This window comes from Halobacteriovorax sp. RT-2-4, assembly GCF_047085445.1.
In the GTDB taxonomy this organism is placed as follows: Bacteria; Bdellovibrionota; Bacteriovoracia; order Bacteriovoracales; family Bacteriovoracaceae; genus Halobacteriovorax_A.
This window is the reverse complement of sequence record NZ_JBKIXY010000001.1, coordinates 1,050,221-1,068,221: the sequence shown is the minus strand read 5'-3', so window position 1 is coordinate 1,068,221 and position 18,001 is coordinate 1,050,221. Positions and strand designations below refer to the sequence as shown.

General features: G+C 36.0%; 20 protein-coding genes. 13 read left to right on the top strand and 7 right to left on the bottom strand.

The genetic code is table 11. The features are described 5' to 3' along the window. Positions 1 to 3: 3 nt before the first annotated feature. Entirely contained in the window at positions 4 to 996 is a 993-nt protein-coding gene (locus tag ACMAYL_RS05010) for a hypothetical protein (protein WP_392991191.1), read from the bottom strand. Between the two features lie 197 nt (positions 997 to 1,193). Here ACMAYL_RS05010 and ACMAYL_RS05005 point away from each other — a divergent pair, with 197 nt between their 5' ends. From ACMAYL_RS05005 to ACMAYL_RS04995, 3 genes are all read left to right on the top strand, one after another. After that, a complete protein-coding gene (locus ACMAYL_RS05005; protein WP_392991193.1) occupies positions 1,194 to 1,493 on the top strand; it encodes a hypothetical protein in 300 nt (99 codons plus the stop codon). 52 nt (positions 1,494 to 1,545) lie between these two features. Then, positions 1,546 to 2,514: a cupin domain-containing protein gene (locus ACMAYL_RS05000; RefSeq protein ID WP_412470823.1), complete on the top strand. Its 969-nt coding sequence runs from the start codon at positions 1,546 to 1,548 to the stop codon at positions 2,512 to 2,514. Between the two features lie 89 nt (positions 2,515 to 2,603). Then, positions 2,604 to 3,353: a type 1 glutamine amidotransferase domain-containing protein gene (locus ACMAYL_RS04995; protein ID WP_412470822.1), complete on the top strand. Its 750-nt coding sequence runs from the start codon at positions 2,604 to 2,606 to the stop codon at positions 3,351 to 3,353. Between the two features lie 16 nt (positions 3,354 to 3,369). Here ACMAYL_RS04995 and ACMAYL_RS04990 read toward each other — a convergent pair whose 3' ends face one another. After that, positions 3,370 to 4,131 (bottom strand): MBL fold metallo-hydrolase, encoded by a 762-nt coding sequence (locus ACMAYL_RS04990; protein WP_412469802.1) that lies wholly within the window; start codon positions 4,129 to 4,131, stop codon positions 3,370 to 3,372. A 57-nt stretch (positions 4,132 to 4,188) separates the two neighbouring features. Here ACMAYL_RS04990 and ACMAYL_RS04985 point away from each other — a divergent pair, with 57 nt between their 5' ends. The 3 genes from ACMAYL_RS04985 (at position 4,189) to ACMAYL_RS04975 (ending at position 6,350) form a co-directional block, all read left to right on the top strand. Then, positions 4,189 to 4,527 (top strand): MerR family transcriptional regulator, encoded by a 339-nt coding sequence (locus ACMAYL_RS04985; protein WP_412462864.1) that lies wholly within the window; start codon positions 4,189 to 4,191, stop codon positions 4,525 to 4,527. A gap of 140 nt (positions 4,528 to 4,667) precedes the next feature. Further along, positions 4,668 to 5,360 carry a substrate-binding periplasmic protein gene (locus ACMAYL_RS04980; RefSeq protein ID WP_412470821.1) on the top strand — a complete coding sequence of 231 codons (693 nt, stop codon included), beginning with the start codon at positions 4,668 to 4,670 and terminating at the stop codon, positions 5,358 to 5,360. Between the two features lie 69 nt (positions 5,361 to 5,429). Next, a complete protein-coding gene (locus ACMAYL_RS04975; RefSeq protein ID WP_103216628.1) occupies positions 5,430 to 6,350 on the top strand; it encodes a glutaminase in 921 nt (306 codons plus the stop codon). Between the two features lie 4 nt (positions 6,351 to 6,354). On the opposite strand, the gene ACMAYL_RS04970 is transcribed toward ACMAYL_RS04975, so the two are convergent. Beyond that, on the bottom strand, positions 6,355 to 6,999 hold the full coding sequence (locus ACMAYL_RS04970; RefSeq protein WP_412469800.1) for a hypothetical protein: 645 nt from the start codon (positions 6,997 to 6,999) through the stop codon (positions 6,355 to 6,357). A gap of 99 nt (positions 7,000 to 7,098) precedes the next feature. Then, complete coding sequence (locus ACMAYL_RS04965) at positions 7,099 to 7,689, bottom strand: HAD-IB family hydrolase (RefSeq protein ID WP_103216630.1); 591 nt, start codon at positions 7,687 to 7,689, stop codon at positions 7,099 to 7,101. 298 nt (positions 7,690 to 7,987) lie between these two features. On the opposite strand from ACMAYL_RS04965, the gene ACMAYL_RS04960 reads away from it, so the two are divergent. Then, positions 7,988 to 9,352, top strand: coding sequence for an ATP-binding protein (locus tag ACMAYL_RS04960; RefSeq protein WP_412469799.1), 1,365 nt, complete (start codon positions 7,988 to 7,990; stop codon positions 9,350 to 9,352). Between the two features lie 8 nt (positions 9,353 to 9,360). On the opposite strand, the gene ACMAYL_RS04955 is transcribed toward ACMAYL_RS04960, so the two are convergent. After that, positions 9,361 to 10,197, bottom strand: coding sequence for a protein-L-isoaspartate O-methyltransferase family protein (locus tag ACMAYL_RS04955; protein ID WP_412462860.1), 837 nt, complete (start codon positions 10,195 to 10,197; stop codon positions 9,361 to 9,363). A gap of 114 nt (positions 10,198 to 10,311) precedes the next feature. On the opposite strand from ACMAYL_RS04955, the gene ACMAYL_RS04950 reads away from it, so the two are divergent. Beyond that, positions 10,312 to 10,860: a GNAT family N-acetyltransferase gene (locus ACMAYL_RS04950; protein WP_158246771.1), complete on the top strand. Its 549-nt coding sequence runs from the start codon at positions 10,312 to 10,314 to the stop codon at positions 10,858 to 10,860. Positions 10,861 to 10,865: 5 nt separating this feature from the next. On the opposite strand, the gene ACMAYL_RS04945 is transcribed toward ACMAYL_RS04950, so the two are convergent. After that, positions 10,866 to 11,873 (bottom strand): cytochrome-c peroxidase, encoded by a 1,008-nt coding sequence (locus ACMAYL_RS04945; RefSeq protein ID WP_412469798.1) that lies wholly within the window; start codon positions 11,871 to 11,873, stop codon positions 10,866 to 10,868. Between the two features lie 160 nt (positions 11,874 to 12,033). On the opposite strand from ACMAYL_RS04945, the gene ACMAYL_RS04940 reads away from it, so the two are divergent. From ACMAYL_RS04940 to ACMAYL_RS04920, 5 genes are all read left to right on the top strand, one after another. Continuing rightward, entirely contained in the window at positions 12,034 to 12,645 is a 612-nt protein-coding gene (locus tag ACMAYL_RS04940) for a hypothetical protein (protein ID WP_412469797.1), read from the top strand. Positions 12,646 to 12,685: 40 nt separating this feature from the next. Then, entirely contained in the window at positions 12,686 to 13,879 is a 1,194-nt protein-coding gene (locus ACMAYL_RS04935) for a DEAD/DEAH box helicase (RefSeq protein ID WP_412470820.1), read from the top strand. An 87-nt stretch (positions 13,880 to 13,966) separates the two neighbouring features. Continuing rightward, on the top strand, positions 13,967 to 15,277 hold the full coding sequence (locus tag ACMAYL_RS04930; RefSeq protein ID WP_412469795.1) for a sensor histidine kinase: 1,311 nt from the start codon (positions 13,967 to 13,969) through the stop codon (positions 15,275 to 15,277). Continuing rightward, complete coding sequence (locus ACMAYL_RS04925; RefSeq protein ID WP_103216638.1) at positions 15,274 to 15,669, top strand: response regulator; 396 nt, start codon at positions 15,274 to 15,276, stop codon at positions 15,667 to 15,669. The genes ACMAYL_RS04930 and ACMAYL_RS04925 overlap by 4 nt, the downstream gene beginning before the upstream one ends. Positions 15,670 to 15,752: 83 nt before the next feature. Continuing rightward, positions 15,753 to 16,592 carry a methyltransferase domain-containing protein gene (locus ACMAYL_RS04920; RefSeq protein WP_412470819.1) on the top strand — a complete coding sequence of 280 codons (840 nt, stop codon included), beginning with the start codon at positions 15,753 to 15,755 and terminating at the stop codon, positions 16,590 to 16,592. Here the strand turns inward: ACMAYL_RS04920 and ACMAYL_RS04915 are convergent. After that, on the bottom strand, positions 16,589 to 17,989 hold the full coding sequence (locus ACMAYL_RS04915; RefSeq protein WP_412469793.1) for a hypothetical protein: 1,401 nt from the start codon (positions 17,987 to 17,989) through the stop codon (positions 16,589 to 16,591). The two genes, ACMAYL_RS04920 and ACMAYL_RS04915, sit on opposite strands and share 4 nt — an antisense overlap. Between the last annotated feature and the right edge of the window lie 12 nt (positions 17,990 to 18,001).

Genomic DNA, 18,001 nt, shown 5'->3' with positions numbered 1-18,001 from the left:
TTATTATTTGTCATTCAAATGATTGATAATTTCAGGGTTAAGCATTTGATACGATCTTGAAATTGTCATATCACTTCCCACTGTGCTTCTATTTTTGTATCCGTATATCTCAGCACCATTACCTCCAACCTGAATGAGTGTACCGATATAATATGTTTGCTTGTATGGGTTTTCGATATCTTCCTCTGAAAGATCTGTATCGATTAGAAGAGCACCGCCACTTGCACCAGAAAATGAAACAGTTTCAAAAGTAATACTTGAGATGTGATTAAACTCGTCTGATAAAGACCTATTAAGGTGGTTGTAAGTAATTTGGTCGTCGTAAGTTAAGACCTCTCCATTCTTTCCAAGGTAGTCATCAGTGCTATAACCGGCAGCGATAATTTTTGATTTCTCATTATAGAAAATCATATCACTTGGATCGAAGGCCACTTCATTCTCATAAAGAGCAGGTGTAATCGTTGAAAATGGAATTTTGTACTTCATAGAAAGTAGAGCATTGTCATGGTCAAGGTTTAAGTCTTCTAGAGTAAGGTCTGCTGCGATTTTCTTTCCACTCTTTGTCGTCGTTATCCATGTGATATATTTGATATCATACTTTGACTTTGTCTTTGTATTTCCAAAGCAGTGTCCAGCGGAGCTAATTGTACGGCTAGATTGTCCCGGTTTGGCCGCAATTAATGTTCCCGAACAGCTCGCTCTATCTCCATTTGAAAAACGAATATCAATTCTTCCTACCGCATCTAAAATTTTTGGTGAGTTCTTATTCTTTTGCTTTCTACGATCGATCTTTTTAATTTCGCTTAGGTCTGTATTGATATCAAGATTGCCTCTCTTAATACGAAGGGCATTTGTCGCAACTTCTATAAGCTTAATATTTCCGATGATCTCAGCTGAAGGGTCGATGCTCTTCTTATTAAAATCGCAGTCACTTGCTAGTGTATTAAAAGTAAACACTGTCATTAAACTAATCAAATTTATAAGTGAAAGCTTCATATAAATCCCTTAATTATAGGTAGTTTAGCTATATATAGAGCAATTTGAATGCCAGAAATAGGGTTCCATTACCTCCTCTGGATATAGTGTTGCTACGATGGTAAGAAATAAAATAATCTTATTATATAATCACTTAATACTTATTTTTCTTATCCATAAAGTTTGATCATTATTAGTTCAACTAAATGGAGGAAAAAATGAAATCTATCATTATCATGGCCTGTGCGCTCTTATCACTAAATACTTTTGCACAAGATATTTTCACCGCTAAGGGGAAGGCCCTGTACTTTCACACTCATTCACGAGTCGCTAATATATTAGCAGGTAAGCATGCTGAGCTTGATGCATTTGAAATGGCCCTTGATTCTATTGTTAATATTTGTGGGGGCGAGAGCTTTAGGCTACATGACGACGTTAAGTTTCATCATCGTATTGACTTCCAATCACCAAGTATAATGGCGACTGCTGAACAAAAGTTTTCTTGCATTAATTTCTAAAATTTTCTGTTTCGGTTATACTAAGAGAAATTAGTTTAACTAGGACTTAGATTTGGAAAGAGATTTGAAAGATGTGGGCCACTTTGTTGATATTACAGAGATCAATGATGATCACTTTAATGAAGAATTAAAGATTGGTGGAACAAATGCAAATATGTCAAAGCACTTTGGATTAAAAAGAGTAGCGGCACATTACTTTAAAATTCCTCCGGGGTATCGAACATCTGAGCCTCATGCAGAAAGCTTAGAAGAAGAATTTGTCTATGTGATCTCTGGCGAAATTGATCTTTGGTTAAATGGAAAGATTAAAAAAATGAGCAAAGGTGACAGCATTGGCTTTCCTGCGGGGACAGGTGTCGGTCACTGCTTTATCAATAATTATGATTCTCCTTGTGAGCTATTTGTTTCAGGGGATCGAACTAAACCTGATAACCAATACCACTTTCACTTAGATCCAAGTTTAAAAGCTGAGTGCGGGGATAAGTGGTGGGACGATATGCCCAAGCAAATTCTAGGGGGACATGATGGACTGCCTGGTACATTTGCTGAGAGCTTAAGAGATGATTCTATTGAGGTCTATAATGGATTTGATAACCTAACGAATGATAGCTTTTCTTATCCAGGAGATACTGAAACGTTCTCAAATGGTGTTTGCTTAAGCCGAAAATTTGGGATGAAGAATATCGCAATTTGGCTTGAACGAATTCCTGTGGGGAAGAGGACGTCATGGCCACATGCCCACTCTGTGGAAGAGGAGTTTGTCTTTGTTCTTGAAGGTGAGCCTCATGTCTACTTAGATGGTCAGGAGTCAGTTGTTAAACCATTTACTGGCATTGATTTTAAGGCCGGCTCAGGTGTTGCCCACACCCTTATTAATAAATCTAGCGACTTTATTTACTATCTCTGTGCAGGGGAGTGTGAGCCTGACAATGATAAGATCTACTATCCAGAGCACCCTGCTCGAAACGAAGAAATGCGCCAGAAGGGTGAATTGTGGTTAGAAAAGGCATCTCGTTCTTAAAAAAATCAACTTTTCAACCTATGTAAAGGAAATCAAAAAATGGCCACGCTATATTAACTCCATAATCAACAAACGATAAAGGAGAAAATATGCGTATGTTATTTAAAATTTCAGCTTTACTACTTACTCTTGGTCTAGGAACTAATACTCTGGCCAAAACAAATCAAAGGGTTCTAATTGTCGTCACAAGCCACGATAAATTAGGTAATACTGGCAAGAAGACAGGTTTTTGGTTACCGGAATTAACACATCCTTATTACGAATTAATTAAGGCCGGTATTAAAGTTGATATCGCCAGCCCACAAGGTGGAAGTGCACCGATTGATATGAATAGTTTTGCCGAAAAGGACAGCTATAATGATCGCTTCTTAAAAGATGCGAGTCTTATGGCCAAGGTTATTCGCACGATTCCACTAGCAAAGATTAATCCAAAAGATTATACAGCTGTGATCTATAGTGGTGGCTCAGGTGCAATGTGGGACTTCGCCAATAATAAAGAAGTCAATCGCATCTCAAAAGAGCTTTATGAAATGGGTGGAGTTGTCTCAGCAATTTGTCATGGAACGGCCGCGCTTTCAGATATCAAATTATCAAATGGAAAGTATCTTATTGATGGGAAGAAGTTCGCTGCTTTCACAAGAGAAGAAGAGGCATTGATTGAGCAACTCGATATCATTCCTTTCTTACTAGAAGAAAAGCTTGCTCAAAGAGGTGGAAAGCATATCTATGGAAAGGCCTGGAGTGAAAATGTTATCGTCGATGAAAGATTGGTTACAGGGCAAAATCCCGCATCTGCCAAAGAAGCAACTCTAAAAGTGATTGAGCTGATAAAGAAGTAGGGGGCATTTCGCCCCCCTAATTTAGTTTAATAGTCTCTCCATCTTCAGGAATGATGACTCTCTTACTTGCTTCTTTACCTATTAATTCCTTTAATTCCCTTCGTGATAATCGGCAATGATCAAGAGCATCCATGTGGTTTGCAATGATTGTTCCTGTGCTTATCTCGATTAATTTCTTTATGTCTTTCTTAGGAAGAAGTAGTGGTGAGCCAATATCAAATTGGGCAACTCCTGTTGGCGCTACGATATAGTCAGGTTGTTCTTGTTTGATAAACTCAATAATTCGAGGTGTAAGAACAGTGTCTCCCATAAGGTAGAGAGAAGGTTGATTTGGTAATTTAATAAAATAACCAACTCCATGCTCAAGGAAAGGATAGAGAAAGCCTCTTACGTGTTGGGCCGGAATTTGACGAATTGAACCATCAAAGAATTTATCTTTTTTTTCAAGTGGCCATGATTTGATTCCTTTTGACTCTAAGTATTTTGCATCTTTTTGAGTCGCAAATGTAGCAATATTTTTTCTTCTTAAAAATTTTCTACCGGCACTATCAAGATGATCGAAATGCCCTTTTTGACAATGAGTAATTAAGGCATGAGTGATCTGTCCCTTTTGCTGATGAAACGTTTCCGGAAGTTCAACTGTTGGGTTCTTTACGCTTGAACCAAAGAAACGAAGACGTGGCAGCATGCCTTTATTAGCAAGCATTGGGTCGACTAAAATAAGATTTTCTTTGTAGCTAATCAAAATTGTTGCATTTCGCACTTGAGTTATTAACATATAAGCTCCTTTGAATTTATAATAGGGTATGGAGTAACTCCACAGTAAAGGGAAAATATGAATATTTCTGAACTTGAGAATATTAGTGGTTTATCAAGAGATACGATTCGTTATTATGAGAAGATCTCATTAATATCACCTCCGCAAAGAGATATTAATGGTTATAAGATCTATACAAAGATAAACTTGAAAGAGATTCGTTTTATCTCTAGTGCAAAGGAATTGGGCTTTACACTAAGTGAGATTAAACGTGGGATGGACTCTTTTATTAAAAAGGGTAAGCCTTGTGAAAATTTCAAAAAGAATCTTGAACAGAAGAAGGCCATTATTAAAGATAGAATTAGTGAAGATAAGGCCAAGTTAAAGAAGATCGAAAAGTTTTTAAAACTAAATTAATCCATCTAACATACTGATATCTTGAAAAAGTGGCGCGTACCTTCTTGTCAATACTATTTGGTTAATATAGCCTTTGAATTGTTATGGTTAAGACAAAACACCTTCTAATACAATTTCTTATTCTCTTTATATGGTCTAATTTGAGTATTGCAAGTGAGATTAAAACAATTGAGATCTCAACGCCTGAATGGAAAGATTTTACAAATAAGGATGGAAGTGGCCTCTACTTCGAAATTGTTAGGAAAGCTTATTCACTCTCTGATATCAAAGTTAACTATACCTTCGTTCCTTGGCCTAGGGCCGTTAAGTATGTGAATGAAAATCACAAAGATGCCATGCTTGGAGCATACAATACAGTCAAAGAGTCAATTTACCCTCAATATCCAATCGATGTTGAGTACACACTGGTCGTCTTCAAAAAGGGGACTTTAAAAGACTGGCAGGGCCAAAAGAGTTTAGCTGGTAAAAGAGTTTACTGGGTTCGTGGTTATGATTATCACAAATATTTAAAAACTAAGATGGACTGGAAAGAGCTTCAGGATACGGATAATGGTCTTAGGCTTTTAGAAAAGGGACGTATTGATTTCTTCATTGATTCTAAAAATACGATTATGCCGAATTTTAAGGCGCTAAAGCTAGACCCTTCCAAGTACGTAATGAAGCCTGTGATTACAAAGAACCTCTATGTTAGATACGCTCGCACAAAGAAGTCTGAAGAGCTAATTAAGATCTTCGATAAGAATATGGAAACTCTTCTAAAGTCAAAAGAGCTCGAAAAAATCTATCAAAAGTGGAATCATGAAATGCCTGATTTCTCAAATCTAAGTAAGTAGTAAGTAAGAGTTTCATAATATTAAAAATTAAAATTAAAAAAATAAGATTTTGAAGCTATATTACTAGTCATGGAAGAGAATTATACAGATATTTTAGAAAGGATTTATTCCGAGATTTCACCTATTATCGGAAAAGGTAAAGTTGCTGACTATATACCAGAGCTTGGAAAGATTGATCCTAATCAATTTGGAATGTCTATTTGTACTAATGATGGACACGAGTATATTATTGGGAATGCCCAAAAAGCGTTTTCTATTCAATCTATTTCTAAAGTTTTTTCTCTTGTTCTAGCTTATCAAAAACTAGACGCCAAACTTTGGTCACGTGTTGGCCTAGAACCATCTGGAAATCGTTTTGATTCTCTTGTTCTTCTTGAAAACGAAGAAGGAATTCCTCGCAATCCATTTATTAATGCCGGTGCAATCGTTGTTATCGACACACTTATTGATCTCTATAAAGATCCTGTAAATGAAGTTTTAAAATTTATTCGTGAGTTAAGTGGAAACGAAAATATCTTTATTAATGAATCTGTTAGAATGTCAGAGCTTGCTACTGCCAATCGAAACTATGCGCTAACGTACTTCATGAAAAGCTATGGCAATATCAATAATGAAGTATCGAAGGTAATTGATATTTATACAACGATTTGTTCTATTGAAATGTCATGCGTTGATCTGGCCAGATCGTTTAGGCTTTTTAGCTCAAATGGGCAAAACCCGTGGAATGGAAAAAAGATATTAACTAAGAGCCAAAATAAGAGAATGAATGCCATAATGATGACGTGTGGCCTTTACAACTCAGTCGGTGATTTTGCGTACCGAGTAGGGATACCTGCTAAGTCTGGAGTTGGAGGTGGAATTGTCGGCGTTATCCCAAATGAAATGTCTATCTCAACTTGGTCTCCTGCTTTAGATTCCACTGGTAACTCTCTGGCCGGTATCGAAGCTTTGGAATTATTTACAACTTATTCTGAGCAGTCGATCTACTAATTACTTAAAATTGTAGCAGACACTCTTTTGCTTTGAATGGAGCGAATTCTCCACCATTAAGTAACTCTTCAAAACATGGGGCCAAGTCGTCTTCAGATAGATTCTTATCTGCCGTTAGTTCCAAACAATTAAATGTATAAGTTGCAAAGTCCTTTGTCTCTTTTGCCATTGCTGTACAAAATTCGGCAGCAGGGGCACTAAAATTCGAATTAGCTGCGTAACTTAGGCAGTGGTACCCATTAAACGTTGAGTAGTTTGCCAATACATCACACGTTTTTAAAATATTATTATCAAACTCTTTATTTACAGAAACTTCAACACAGGCAATAGCATTGACTGAATTCTCTTTAACTTTCTTTGCGATATTAATGCAGTTTTGAGTGGCATTCTTTGGAAATTTTTTACCCGCAGCTTTTTCTACACAAGTCATGCCATAGATTACTGAGTGGTTTGCAATTTCAGAGCAGACAGGAATAACATTGATATCGAGAGGCCCATCATTTTTAATGATTTTGTTACAAAGAACAGTGTCTTGCGCATGGTTTTTACCAATCTTCTTACATAGTTCTTTAGTCGCAACACTTAATTCACTTTCACTAGCAAATGCAAAAGATGAAAGAGCAAAGATGATGATGTATTTTCTAATCATAACAATTCCTAGGCAATCAGTTTTTGTTTAATATAGATTAGAGAGCTAGGATAAGTACAGCGTAGAGTTGAATGTATGTATAATTTATTGACTGAAAACTTAGATTTTCGTCCAACACATATAGCGCTCATCAGCAAGTTCTAGTAGCTGTTGATCTTCGGCCGTATCACCATATGCGTAGATTTTATCGAAACTAGATAGGTCATACTTCTCTTTGACCCTTTGTGCCTTCATATGGCCTGTACAGTCCCCACCGTAATAGCCACCTGTATATTTGCCATCCTTAGATTCTAGGGAAGAGCAAATAAGATCAAAACCATTAGCTTCACACCAAGGAGCAAGATAGAGATCCAAAGAGGCCGACACAATAACAATTTTGTTTCCTAGCTTCTTATGGCGATCGATCTCTTCTTGTGCATTAGTTCTAATAACCTTTGGAAGAAATGATTGAGAAAAGTTTTGGCCTTGGTGCTTAAGAGTTGTGGTGCTTTGTCTTGAATAGGCATATCTAACGATAAGCGCACGCATCGTTGGGCCTGATAAGAGTTTTAACTTATAAGCAAGAATAAAAGGGGATAATAGGAGCTTTCCAAGACGTAATTTCTTAGGACCTACTGAATAGAAAATAAATTCTGTAAATGTGTCTTTGAAGGTAATTGTTCCGTCAAAATCAAAGAGGGCCAAATTCATTTAGAAATTCTAAGGTAAGGTATTCGGCATGTCATGAAATAAAAAAGCCCTACTCAGTGAGAAGGGCTTTTTTGTTATGCCGCACACGCAACGATATGCTGTACGCAGAGTGGTCATTCTCCAACAAGAACTAGCACTAAATTTATATTAGCAGTAAAACAGATTCATAGTTTTAATTTTGGTTAATTTTTCATTAAAAGATCAGCTACTTATATGGTTAACCTTGAGATAAGAATTGCTCAATACTCTAGATTAAATAAGTCTTATGGGGTAGTATTCCACTAAATTTGGGGAAGATTTGAACGTCAGCAATAAAGCAGTCCATGCATACATAAATTACATCGTTGAAAATAATGATGATCCAAAGGTTTTCTTTGAAAATCTAGGGCATGACTATGACATTATTAGCGATGAAAAAAAGTACATGACGTGGAATGATTACCGTCTCATTACTGAAGCTTTAAATGATAAATATGAAAAGTTTTACGAGGCGATGACGAAACATGGACTCACTAATAAGTACGTAAAACGTGTCTTAGATATTCTTTCACGAATGATCAGCTTTCGCTTTGTGGGTGACTTTATCTTAAAATACTCATTTAAGACGTTCTATACGGACGCAGTTAAGATCGAGTTAATAGAAACAGGCAAAACCACATTTGATATTAAGCTGACCTTTGATCGTCCTGAAGATATTTTTCCAGTTTTTGTGGATATGTATCGAATCGTTTTCTTGGCCTTGCCAAAGCTAGTGTCTGATTCGATGTCATGGGATGTCGAAATAAGCCAAGATAAAAATATTCTAATTTATCACGTTAATGAGCACATGGGGGCGCCTTCAATCTTTGCATCCCTCCAAATTGTTATCCTAAGGTTATTTAAGCTCGATAAGTATTATAAGAATCTTATAATTGAAAATCTTCAACATACTAATGATCTTGAAAAAAAGAATTTAGAGCTTGAGACGGCCGAAAGGAAAATCCGCGAGGCCCATAAAGAGGTTCTACTTGCCAATAGAATCATAAGTCACGATATTGCTAATAAAATGCTCATTGTTGAACATGTGAAGAGATTAATCGCACGTGGCGAAATTGAAAAGGCCAGTCAAAAACTAGATATCTATTATAAGTCGGTTAAGGGAATAATTGAAAATACACGAAATGTGGTTGATGATAATTCTAGCTCATTTTTGATGACTGATGTTGTTGTTTGGGACTTATTAGAAGAATTAATTTTTGAATACCAAGATCAATCAGTAGCGAAGAATATTAAGTTAAGAATTGAATCAGAGATTGATAAGAGCTTTACTATCAGAACTAATAAAGAGGCCTTTAAAGATAGTATCTTGGGTAATATCCTACAAAATGCAATTAAATTTTCGCCTGAAGATTCTGAGGTTTGTTTTCGAATTGAAATGACTGATAACGAGTTCTTCCTTTCATGTAAAGATAGTGGTATCGGGATTGATTCAGGTCTTGTTAACGAAATTAATAGAAATGAGGATAAACTCTTTAAAAGTACTCTTGGAACTCATGGTGAACAAGGGCGAGGCCTTGGCCTTTTTATCATCAGAAAAGTATGTCGCGAGTTAGGTCTTAATGTAAGATTTGTTTCAGAGCTAGGTCGTGGTACAAAAGTAATTATTTCCAAAGAAGTCGCTTAATAAAATATTTATACCCATACAAAAAGAGAATCGTGTTGTTTCATCATGTGATGGCAGGGGATATCCACTTCCTTTATATTTGGATAGATTTTAAGAGTATGATTTAGGGCCATCGAAAGATTAAATTCTGAAACTTTATGCTTTGAACTCGTTATGACTGGTACAAAGCTACAGGCAATTGCTTTGGTTGAAATAAAGCACCCTTCTACATCATCTTTTTTTAATACGTATAACACATCCGCCTCAAGACTTCCTTTCAGAACAAAAACGAGAGTAGCATCATCTCTTAATTGTTTATGAAAAACACTAGGTAGATCATAAGCTCCGGCCGTAAAGATTGCTTTGTCATAAGGAGCATCTTCAAGGAAGCCCTTTGTTCCATCTCCTTCAATTACTTTTACATTTTTAATGCCCATTTTATCTAATGATATTCTGGCTCTCTTAACTAGTTCTGGAATAATTTCAACACTTATAACTTTTCCTTCTCTTCCTACAATATGTCCCATCAAGGCAGCATTCCATCCACTTCCACAGCCAAGTTCAAAGACTTTTTGACCTGGCTCCAAATTTAATAAATCGAGGATTGTTAGAACGAAAGAAGGTTGAGAAATTGTTGAGACAACTTCTTGGTTGCCAAATATCGCCAGTGGGTGATCGGCATAGAGTAGAGGAAGGTAGCGCTCCAAATTATCATCATCTAAGTCGACCCAGTTATCTGGATAATCCTTAAATTTAGAGATGAAAAGATGTCTAGGAATTCGGTAATAAGCATCGATCACTTCTTCTGATAGGCCAGTATTTTGAGCGATAAATCGATCTTGATGATTTTTAATTAACTCATTCATGAGTATAGATTATTGAAAAATTGAAATTTTCTCAAAGCAAGTTTGGTAAAGTAAGAACTTAAGAAATATTAGGACTTCGTTGTCATGATTTTTTGTTTCGTTTATATTTTATTAATGAAAATTGAAACACAAAGACTTCTTTTAGCAATTCCTGAACTTGGTGATGAAGTTGCCACTCTTGAATTTTACAAAAATAATGAAAACCATCTTGCTCCATGGGATCCCAAGAAACCCGATGACTTTTTCATGTTAGATTACTGGGCAAAGAAGATTCAAGATGCCAAAGATGAGTTTCAAAATAAGACTTCGGTTCGATTCAATATTTTTTTGAAAGAAAGTGGTGAATTAATAGGTATGGTTAACTTCACAACACTTGAGCGTGGACCTTTTCAGAATTGTCGTGTTGGTTATAAATTAGGTGAGAAGTTTCAAGGCTTTGGATATATGAACGAAGCACTTTCTTGTGGGATCAATTATATGTTTAATGAACTAAATTTTCATCGAGTTGAGGCCAATTATATTCCTGAAAATATTCGAAGTAGTAAAGTTCTTAAATCCCTTGGATTTGAAGAACATGGCATTGCTAGAAACTACCTTATGATTGCAGGAAGCTGGCAAGACCATGTTCTCACTAGTAAAATCAATCCAAATTGGAAAGAATAACTAAGTTAAGGCAAACTTGGTATTTCTGATAATTGCTTCATAATCTCTTCTTTTGTTTCAAGAGTAGATAGAAAAGCGATAATATCGTCACGATCTTGTTTTGCAATATCGATTCCAAGCTGAACCTTACCCATGATGTAGACGGCCTGGTCAAGATTTGCAACACTTCCATCGTGAAAATATGGAGCAGTCTTAGTTACATTTCTAAGCGGTGGAACCTTAAAGAACTCTTTATCATCTTCATTCTTTGTAAAATTATATCGGCCTAGGTCCCTTTTTTCGGATTTTGTGTACTTGTAAGGATCTTCAACAACACCAAATTTCTGATACATCTCACCACCTACAAGTTGACCACTGTGACATCCAATACAGCCATAATCGATGAATTTCTTAAGTCCTCTCTCTTCCTGTACTGTCAGACGCTTAACATTTCCATCAAGATAATCATCAAAACGAGATGGCCCAACAAGTGTTCTCTCAAATGCACCAATTGCTTTTGCAGATAAGTTAACAAGAGACTTCGCATCTTCACTTTCTAGTTTTATATTAAATGCTTTAAAGAAATCTTGAGCATAATTATTGCTAATTAACTTCTCTTTTAAGTGCTCTTCATTATCAAGGTCAAAAGGGACTTTGATAAAGAATGACTTTGCTGCTTGCTCCTCAACATCTTGTCTATTTCCATCCCAATGTTGTGAGATTTGACCTGCAGTATTTATTAACGTTTGTGCATTTCTAGGAGCAGAACGATCTTTTGTCCCTCTAGACTTTTGAAGGCCATCAGAGAAGTGTAGCTGTGGTAGGTGACATCTTGAACAGCTAACAGTCCCATCCTTACTTAAGCGTGTGTCATAAAAAAGCTTTTGCCCTAAGGAGATAACTTCTTCTTTTGGTTTATTTTCACCAAAATAAGTGAGCTTATTTAAGCTCTCTCCAAAAAACTCGGATAATGGTGGCCTTGTCGTTTTGCAGGATGTGAATAATACTAGACCAATTAATAATATTTGTTTCATTTTCTTCCTCTTATCAGGTTTATTAGTTATGTTTTCTAGTCCTTCGAAGCATTAGCATCTTTTGTTACATAATTTTTTAAAACTTAATAATTTCATATATTTACTAAGATGATTGACTAAAATACTAAAGTAAGTTGAATTTTGAACCGATAAAGTACTTATGAAAAAACTAAGTATTCTTCTTATCTTAATAACTTCCACATCAGTCACTGCTAGAAATGAGGTCGATCATTATAAACACTCGCAAAAGTGTCCATCTGGTTATCTCTACAAGCTTACTGAAGTGAATGGTAAGAATAAGACAACAACATTTAGTTGTGTGGCCGACAATGGCGAGGTTCATCCTAAGTTCTCATTTAAAATTGCAAATTGGAAAAGCGGTGACTATCTCTTAGAGGAAACAGTTGATAAAGTCAGGACAAAATTCACATACGACAATGAGGGGAGAGTTAACTCCGTCACACAATCTATCAATGGTGTGAATTTTTCTAATAAGTGTGGGTTTGTCTATAAAGGCGGTAAACTTGCACCAACTAAAGATCCTCAATGTAAAGAAATACAAAAAGAGTACGGTGGACTGACAGAATCAATCAAACACCAAGTCTTCTGTGAGCCAAACGCTTCTGAGTCAGAGTGTACGACAGCTGACGGCCGCGTTTATAGGCCTTCAACAAAAGAGACAGGTGTTCTTAGATACTTCTATGAAAATGGTCATGTCGTTGATGAACAAGAAGTTGTACCTGCTCGAAAATCAAGAGCTGTTTCTAAGTAATCTATTTCTTCAAGAAGAGTGAAATGCGAGATAAATCTCTATGGTGGATTTTAATTCTTTTAAGCTAAGCAAATGTATTCAGGATGCACTTGTTGATATTGGCCATGTTAAACCTACTCCTATACAAGAGAAGTCGATACCCACTTTACTTGAAGGCCGTGATTTATTGGGAATCGCACAAACGGGAACTGGAAAAACCGCGGCATTTTCTTTACCAATGATTGAAAAATTCATGACATGTGAAGTGCAACTTATGCCTAATCACTGTCGTGCTATTATTCTTGCTCCAACGAGAGAGCTGGTAACTCAAATTAACGAAAGTATTCTCTCCTTTTCAAAAAATGGCAACGTTCGTTCGACTGTCATTATGGGAGGGGTCAGTAGTGCCCCGCAAATAGTTGCTCTAAATGAAGGCGTCGATATTGTCGTAGCAACTCCTGGGCGATTTATCGACTTAATGGAGCAAGGATTCATTAAATTATCCCAAGTTGAAACCTTTGTCCTTGATGAAGCGGATATGATGCTTGATATGGGATTTTATGAAGGTGTTGTTGATATAGCGAGTAGGCTTCCAAGTATACATCAGACAGTTCTATTCTCAGCGACTATGCCAAAAGAAATCGAGACACTAGCAAATCAAATATTAAATAAACCTGTAAAAGTTGAAGTCGCTGCGCAATCTTCAACAGTAGATAAGATTGAACAATCTGTTTATTTTACATTGGCAGAAAATAAGAATTATCTCCTTTTAAGTTTATTAGAGGATAAAACAAAATCGCGAATTATAATTTTTTGTAAGGCCAAGTATGCCGTTTCTGAAGTTGTCGAACTTCTTGCACGCAGCGATGTTAGTGTTGGGGAGATTCATAGTAATTTAACGCAAGGACAGAGGAATAAGGCGATTGAAGACTTTACTTCTGGTGCCATTCGAGTTCTTGTGGCAACCGACATTGCTTCTCGAGGTATTGATATCAATGATGTAGATCTTGTTATTAATTATAATATGCCGGAAGATGCAACATACTATGTTCACCGTATCGGACGAACAGCAAGGGCCGGAAGAGAAGGTGTGGCACTATCATTATGCAGTGAAAAAGATTTGCCTTTTCTTCGTAATGTTCAAAAGCTAATTGGAAAGAATATTTCTCAAGTATTAGATCATCCATTTCATCATGATTATCCTTTATCTAAACCTAAGGACAAAAAGAGATATCGGGGTCGTCGAAGGCGCTAATATCATCCAAACTTTTCTTTAGATTTCTTAAACCCATGTCTTATGCATTTCTTTTATAATGAAATATCGTTAATAAAGTGAGGCGTCATGGTAAGCCTAATGGATGAGAAAGATAAAATTAAAATTATTAAAGAGATTTATAATATAAATCAGCACTTAAGTGGTGCAGATTACATAAAGAGTCTCTTAAAGAATATTGCTACCTATCTAGAGATTGATTTTATTTTTGTCGGTCGCCCAAAAGAAGGTGATCCCAATATTATTCTTACAGATTTTGCTATATCTAATGGGCAATTTATTGATAATTTAGAATATGATCTTGAAGGGACTCCTTGTCATGATGTAATTACGGGGAAACGAGTTTGCATGCATCCTGAGAATGTATGCGTAGACTATCCACAAGATCTAATGCTTCAGAATATGGAGGTCGATGCTTATATTGGTGCTCCTGTCTTACTTCCTTCTGGCGATTTTCTCGGTTTGATTGTTCTTTTGAATACAGCCCCCATAAAAGATCCAACCTTTGTGGCAACAGCTGTTGATTTATTTGCAAGTCGCATCGGTGTCGAGCTTGCTATGATGAACGCAAATCAAAAAATTGCTGACTTAAATGAGATTATTGCAAAAGAAGTAAGTGAGAAAGAAGAATTCATTAAAAAGTCTCATGAGACAATGCTTCAACAAGAAAAGTTGGCCGCGCTTGGTAGATTAACTACAGGCATTGCTCATGAAATTAGGAATCCTCTAAATCTCATTTTAAATGCAAGTAAAGTTGCTATGGTTCTTAAAGAGCGCTTGAGTGGTGATGATAGTAAAGTTTCAAAAGATTTGAGTAAAGCGCTTGATATTATTTCAACACATAGCTTAAGAATTAAAAATATCCTAGATGTTATGTTGGATACCAGGGTTAATGGAAAGAAAAAGTATTCATTACATAAGCTTATTGAAGAGTCTTTCAAGTATGCCTATCATGCTTCTTCATTGAAAACGGATGGTGTTGATCTCAAATTTGAATACTCTCTAAATACAAGTGAAGATTTACATGTATTCACTAATGATATTCAATCAGTCTTTTTAAATCTTTTTGAAAACTCAATATATTCTCTGGATAAGAAGTTTAAGAATATAGATGGTCAGGCCATGTTGTCTGTTCAAACCTTTGATCAAGATCATTATATACTAATCGAAATTAAAGATAACGGTGAAGGGATTCCAAAAAAATTCCTAAATAATATCTTTGAGCCATTTTTTACGACAAAGTCAGGAAGGGAAGGTTCTGGGCTTGGTATGTCTATCATACAATCGATTATAGAGAAGAATAATGGTGAGATTTTTGTCGAGTCAAAAGAAGGCGAGTTTACAATTTTTAAGATTCGTTTTCCTAAGGAGATTTCGTGATTAGGGTTCATGTACTTTTAGTTGATGATGAAGAGGATGTGCTATTCATCTTTGAGCATATTTTTGAAGACTGGGTTAAGGCCAATAAAATGCTTCTATCTTTTTCAACTTCTGGTGCCCATGCTTTAGAGATTTTGGAGAGTGAAGAAGGTCAGGATATTATTTTGATATTAACAGACATCAATATGCCTGGTATTGATGGTTTTGAATTGTTAAAAGAAGTTAATCATAGATTTCCAAATATCGATACGATAATGATTTCAGGCTATTCAAGTAACGCATACAGAAATAAGGCAAAAGAGCTAGGTGCCCTCGATTATTTTGAAAAACCTGTGGATTTCGATAAACTCATTAATTTAATGAGTGAACGCTATCCTGAACTTAGAACTTGAAATACAGTGAATAATTTCAATGTTTAAGTGTTTCTTCAAAAGTTTTAGTTAACTCATCCAAAAATAAGTGCTAGTTTGAAAATATGTTCTTTCAAAAAGCCGATAAAAAATGGAAAAAGGTTCTAGCAGGACCGATCGATCAACAAAGTAAGTTTTTAAATAAGATTTGTCAGGTCAATAGTCGAGATGCTCTTGTTTTAAGAGAGAGGTTCTTTGATAATATTGAGTTCCCACTCATGACTGAGATCTTCAAATCTGTTAAAAAAATTATTGCTCGTGGTGAGTTTGATCCAAGTTTCCGTGATTTAATTTATGACAGGCTTCTTCGTATTATAGATATTGAACATCTTTATCCTGAAGAATATGAAGAGGGGAATGAGTGTAATGGTGACGATGATAATGTTATCTTTGGAGAAAATTATCACGTTTATACGGCCTGCTATGATGATCTTGATCTCTTGATTAGTTTTATCAATTCTAGAAGTGATATAAAAAGTGTATGTGATCTTGGTTCTGGAACAGGACGTGCTTTACTCTATATGGCCTTAATGATGGATAAGAAGCTTGATTATCTAGGTCTTGAGTTAGTTGAGGAAAGAGTTGAGTTCACAAATTCAGTTGCTAGCTATTTTAAACTAGATAATGTTAAATTTGAAACTTGTGATTTCCTAGAAAATCCTCAGGCTTTTGCCGGCCGTGATGTTTACTATCTCTACGATTCAGTTGGTACAGATAACGTTCCAAGGCTTATTGCTCACTTTAAGGATCTAATTGATTCTGGGGCCAAGTTTTATCTGCTATTTATTTCTGGTTGGGATGAAATTATGCTGAATGCACTGGACAATCTTGCTGGCCTTGAGAAGTTAGAATCTCATCAAAGCCGCAAGCAACAGGGACGCGTTGTAAATTTCTATCGTTCTTAGAAACGATATTCAACCCCAATATTAAAACTAGTTTCAAATTCATTACTTTCTTGTCCTGTTAGGCTGTATTGATGCCTTCTTTGGTTAAGTGTACCATTTTCGGCCTTGGCCTCAGCAAAGAAAGAAAAACCATTTTTTCTTCCAACATCGTATTGAGATCTAATTGTAGCACCACGGCCATCTTGATCGTTAAAATATGTCTTAACTGTTGTTTGCCAACTATCTGACTTATATGTAAATCCTAAACCTACTTCGTTAGCTGTTTCTCCAATTAGTGGTGTTTCAAATGAAAAGTGATATGTCATGCGAGATTCAGTTAGAAGGCTCGCTGAGATTTTTCCACTAACTCCTTTATTGTTTAGGAATGCTGCAAATTCTGGCCATGTTACTTCGCCCACTGGTGTTTTGAATGCATACGTGTCAGTGTAGTGTTTATTTAACATAATTTCGTCACTAAAAGCGTTTACGGCCTCCCATGTTCTACCTGATAAGAGTGTCGCTAAGAAAGAAATATTCGAGATATACTCTTTTGTAGAATCAATTTCATCTGCATGGATGATTCCTTGCTGATGAAGTGCTTGCGCGTAGTGGGCGAGGTCACTCATATTCGAATTTGGATCGTATTGATAGTAAACTGTCGAGATGACTTTATTCAATATATAGTGAAGGGCATCACTTTGATCAAACCTGCGATTAATAATACTTTCTTCTGCAATCTCTTCTGCTAAACGCAGTTGTGAGTTAATGCCAGCTGCTGAAATAGCTGCTTCTTGCTCGGGACTTAATGTATCTACTGTGTAGCTAATAGCACCTCGATTATATGTTGACATGAATGCTAGATAGAATGCACCAACACTATCAAAAGAGTCGTTTCCAACCCATAGCTTGATATCTTTTCCGCCGAATTCTTTTATTGCCTCACCATGAGCAACTTCATGTACTAGGGTGTAATTTGTTCGAGTTATCCACCATGAAACAAGCTGATGCGCCATATTTATTGAAGCTCTAACCGCAGTATGCTCATTGTAGTGTTTATGATCAGTTATAACGTTGTAAAATACTTTACTAACGTTACGAATATTATGATACCACTCGATGGCACCTTCACGATTAAAGCGACTTTTTGAAAAGCTTAGTGTAGAGATTTTAAATTTCCCAACACTCTCAGCAATTTCTTCTAGGTCTTGATCACTGAGGTCTATCCCATAATCAAATCCCGTCTCGTTAACTAGATTCTTTATCTCAAAACGCTCTTTGTCTTTTTGGGAAGCGTAGATATTGTCCTCGCTATTATTGTCAATAATTGCACAATATGTAGACTTCTGACCAAGAATTAGACATAGAAATAAGACGTACATCACGCTAAGGATGTGATTTTTAGTATTCATCAACTTCATGAGTATTATCAT

What these genes read in the sequence shown, in the direction of transcription:
- ACMAYL_RS05010 (WP_392991191.1), bottom strand. Translation starts at nt 996, where the DNA reads ATGAAGCTTTCACTTATAAATTTGATTAGTTTAATGACAGTGTTTACT.
- ACMAYL_RS05005 (WP_392991193.1), top strand. Translation starts at nt 1,194, where the DNA reads ATGAAATCTATCATTATCATGGCCTGTGCGCTCTTATCACTAAATACT.
- ACMAYL_RS04995 (WP_412470822.1), top strand. Translation starts at nt 2,604, where the DNA reads ATGCGTATGTTATTTAAAATTTCAGCTTTACTACTTACTCTTGGTCTA.
- ACMAYL_RS04990 (WP_412469802.1), bottom strand. Translation starts at nt 4,131, where the DNA reads ATGTTAATAACTCAAGTGCGAAATGCAACAATTTTGATTAGCTACAAA.
- ACMAYL_RS04985 (WP_412462864.1), top strand. Translation starts at nt 4,189, where the DNA reads ATGAATATTTCTGAACTTGAGAATATTAGTGGTTTATCAAGAGATACG.
- ACMAYL_RS04975 (WP_103216628.1), top strand. Translation starts at nt 5,430, where the DNA reads ATGGAAGAGAATTATACAGATATTTTAGAAAGGATTTATTCCGAGATT.
- ACMAYL_RS04970 (WP_412469800.1), bottom strand. Translation starts at nt 6,999, where the DNA reads ATGATTAGAAAATACATCATCATCTTTGCTCTTTCATCTTTTGCATTT.
- ACMAYL_RS04965 (WP_103216630.1), bottom strand. Translation starts at nt 7,689, where the DNA reads ATGAATTTGGCCCTCTTTGATTTTGACGGAACAATTACCTTCAAAGAC.
- ACMAYL_RS04955 (WP_412462860.1), bottom strand. Translation starts at nt 10,197, where the DNA reads ATGAATGAGTTAATTAAAAATCATCAAGATCGATTTATCGCTCAAAAT.
- ACMAYL_RS04950 (WP_158246771.1), top strand. Translation starts at nt 10,312, where the DNA reads ATGAAAATTGAAACACAAAGACTTCTTTTAGCAATTCCTGAACTTGGT.
- ACMAYL_RS04945 (WP_412469798.1), bottom strand. Translation starts at nt 11,873, where the DNA reads ATGAAACAAATATTATTAATTGGTCTAGTATTATTCACATCCTGCAAA.
- ACMAYL_RS04940 (WP_412469797.1), top strand. Translation starts at nt 12,034, where the DNA reads ATGAAAAAACTAAGTATTCTTCTTATCTTAATAACTTCCACATCAGTC.
- ACMAYL_RS04935 (WP_412470820.1), top strand. Translation starts at nt 12,686, where the DNA reads ATGGTGGATTTTAATTCTTTTAAGCTAAGCAAATGTATTCAGGATGCA.
- ACMAYL_RS04930 (WP_412469795.1), top strand. Translation starts at nt 13,967, where the DNA reads ATGGTAAGCCTAATGGATGAGAAAGATAAAATTAAAATTATTAAAGAG.
- ACMAYL_RS04920 (WP_412470819.1), top strand. Translation starts at nt 15,753, where the DNA reads ATGTTCTTTCAAAAAGCCGATAAAAAATGGAAAAAGGTTCTAGCAGGA.
- ACMAYL_RS04915 (WP_412469793.1), bottom strand. Translation starts at nt 17,989, where the DNA reads ATGAAGTTGATGAATACTAAAAATCACATCCTTAGCGTGATGTACGTC.